The organism is Rhodothermales bacterium (genome assembly GCA_013002345.1).
Classification (GTDB): domain Bacteria; phylum Bacteroidota; class Rhodothermia; order Rhodothermales; family JABDKH01; genus JABDKH01.
Window position 1 is genome coordinate 1 of record JABDKH010000036.1, and the last position, 3,123, is coordinate 3,123.

Annotated in this window: 3 protein-coding genes; all 3 read right to left on the reverse strand. The window is 60.6% G+C overall.

Annotated elements, in window-relative coordinates; genetic code table 11:
* Nucleotides 1-1,303 precede the first annotated feature (1,303 nt).
* Nucleotides 1,304-2,179 (reverse strand): IS3 family transposase, encoded by an 876-nt coding sequence (locus HKN37_01665; GenBank protein NNE45346.1) that lies wholly within the window; start codon nucleotides 2,177-2,179, stop codon nucleotides 1,304-1,306.
* Nucleotides 2,176-2,454, reverse strand: coding sequence for a transposase (locus tag HKN37_01670; protein NNE45347.1), 279 nt, complete (start codon nucleotides 2,452-2,454; stop codon nucleotides 2,176-2,178). The genes HKN37_01665 and HKN37_01670 overlap by 4 nt, the downstream gene beginning before the upstream one ends.
* Nucleotides 2,455-2,503: 49 nt before the next feature.
* On the reverse strand, nucleotides 2,504-3,123 hold a 620-nt coding region (locus HKN37_01675; GenBank protein NNE45348.1), incomplete at its 5' end, for a hypothetical protein.

A 3,123-nucleotide genomic window follows, 5' to 3' on the forward strand; every position in this document is an offset into this window, starting at 1 on the left:
AAGCTCCCCGGTCCAGACGCTCTTCATAACTCATGCGCGCGACTTTTGCGAGAGAGTCCTGGCAACGGCTTGCCGTTGCTCCACTTACAGAATGCCGATGCCGACCTCCGCCAACACCACAAAGTCGCGCGCGACACGGCCGAAAAGTCGCGCGCTCGCGCCTTTCCGTTAACCACTGGGTTCATCTTTCCCATTGCGACCCGTTCTCAGCGTTGTGGTTAACGGGCGCGCGATCCTTGCGACTGCGCGCCGACCTCGCCGGCACTCACGCGATGGCAAACGTCGGCCATGAATCGAGCTCGGAACCCGCGGTGCCCGTGCGGGTTAGCTGCTGACGAGGTTTCTGAACACTACGGGCGCAGACCGCACGGTGGCTTCCGGTCAATCTACCGGCTCAGACGTCGATCTCGCCTGGTGAGGCGGAAGTGTGGGGACAGTGCGTGTCCTGTCATTCCCACGTCGGAGGACGCAACGACCGCACTCTGAACACACGCGATCTGGCTCGCCGACTGGATAGCCGCAATTCCAACACAGCCCGCGTCGGCCCCGTCGTCGCGCTCGACACTCACGCAATATCCACCACATAGTGTAGACAAACGCTCCATGAACTGGAACATCAATGAGGAGTCCGAGTGCAATCGGTCGCAGAGGCAACACGCGGGGCACATTCTTGTATCCGGCGAATCGCGGTAGCGTACTGAGTTCGATTCCACCGACGATGACCCGTTTACCGTCCGCACTCTTGAAAGTAGAGGACGCGAGACATCTCGCCGGCCAGCCGTATGCTTCGTATTGCTCGGCCAAGATGCTGACAGGCCCCCCTTTCGCAGGATTGAGATCTGCCCAATGAGGCAGTCCGCTCTCGCGCAACTTCACCGGATCGATGGAATCGGCGACGGAGTAATTCCCACCGCGAGCAAAGATCACCGTAGATCCACGCCCCACCACGCTCTGGTACCCTCGGCGACCAGTTCGAGTGGTAACGCTGAGACGTTCCACTGGACTGAGTTCCAACACGTTTATGCGCAGCGTGCTCGCGAATAGCGCCGCGAGAGTAGCGCTCACCAGCGCACCAAGGAGCAAGGACACAAGCAGCCTTGTTGTGTTCGCTACGGACAAACCGGGGGAAGGCCAGCGCCACATGTGGCGAACGTGGTTGTATCGCAGCCTGATGCAGTACACGGATCACAGCAGTTCCATCCGGTTTGTGCTTCTACTGTGCCCTGGTCTCTGAAGGTGTCCCACCATATTGGCGTGAACGAATCGTGTCGTGGCCCACCAAAAACGCACACAAGCCCGCTGACTACGCCGCCACGGCATTCTCCCTGGCGGCTTCGAAGGCAACCGGACTGACGTAGCCGAGCGACTGATGCAGCCGCCGCCGGTTGTAGAAGATCTCGATGTAGCGGAAGGCGCTGGCGTGAGCGTCCTCCATCGTCGCCAGCTGCTTGTGGTTCATCCATTCACCCTTGAGCGCCCCGAAGAACCGTTCCATCGGAGCGTTGTCCCAGCAGTTGCCCCGGCGGCTCATGCTGCAGTCGATCCCGTGCTTGGTCAGGAGGTCCCGGTAGTGACCGCTGGCGTATTGGCAGCCACGATCGGAGTGATGAAGCAGACCATCTTGCGGGCAGCGGCTCGTGATCGCGTTGTGCAAGGCGGCCTCGACGAGCGCCGTGTCGAGCTGCCGACTGACGGACCACCCGACGATTCGGCGCGAGAAGAGGTCCATGACCGCCGCCAGGTAGACCCAGCCGCGTGCCGTCTGGAGATACGTGATGTCGGCCACCCATTTCTCGTTTGGAGCGGACGCCTGGAAGACCCGGGCGAGCTGATTCGGAGCTACCGGTGAGGAGTGAGACGAATCGGTGGTGACGACAAACCGGCGTCTTTGAGCCTTGCTGCGTAGTCCCAACGCCCGCATGATGCGAGCGATGGTGTTGCGGCAAGCGCTGACGGTGCGGTTGAGCACCTGGGCGATCTTCCGGCTCCCGTAGATCCCATGATTCGCCTCGAAGCTCTTGATGACCGCTTCGCTGATCTCCTCGCGCCGGCGATCGCGCTCTGACGGCGCACGTCGGAGCCAGCCGTAGAAGCCGCTCGGGGAGACCTCGAGTACTTTGGTCATGATCGTGACGGGGTATTCGTGCCGGTGGTTCTTCATGAACACGTACCGGCTCACTGGTCCTTTGCGAAGAAGGCCGTCGCTTTTTTTAAAATCTCGCGTTCCATGCGTAGGCGGCGGTTCTCTTCGCGCAGGATGGCGAGCTCGTCGTCCTTCGAAGCGAACTTGCGCTTGGACTGATCGGCCTCGTCGCCGTACCGGTCGACCCACCTGGACAAGGTCGTGTGGGTGACGCCCACGGATTCGGCAGCTGCGTTGATCGAGTAGCTCTCCTCGGTGACGAGGCGGGCCGCATCGCGTTTGAACTGTTCTGAGTATCGCTGACCACTCATGCAGGACTCCTTTCGCCGGAGGCAGTGTCCCGGCTGGGTCCTGTGTGCGTCAATCGTGGGCCACCTCATCGCCTGAAATCCATGGAGGACTGATGGACGTCGTACCTTCTATCCCACACGTGCTAACCGGGACAACGCCGAACTCGTGCCATCCCGTGAACGCATCCGGCGGCAGGTTGCAGAACAGGCGCACATCGCGTGTCGCGCTCGACGAACCACGAGTATCCTCGAGGCTTATCCGTGTGTAGTTGTCACCCCAGACAGACGGGTCCCCTATGCGCTCGTAGAAAGCCTGAGACTCGTCTACCAAATCGTCCCCGCACTTCGCACAGTTTGATTGGAACGTGACCTTCTGGACCACGACCGGATGAAGACACAGAATCGCCGAGATGTACCGATAGTAACACCTGATTCCTCCGCATGGCATGAACTTGTTGGTCGTTAGCGGGGCACTCGTTATCCACAGCTGACCCGTTGAGTCTTGAAATGCAAGCGGGTTGGCCATGACATAGGCGAGTAGATTCGCGCCGTCAATATATCGCAGCGGATCCCTCCTCCCCCACCGACCCAGATCCGAGTTCAGCACCCGATGCCGCACGTGGTAGAGCCGGAACGCGTCGGCGAGCGCCGCTTCGAACTCGTAGCCCGCGTAACCCTTGCGATTGCCGA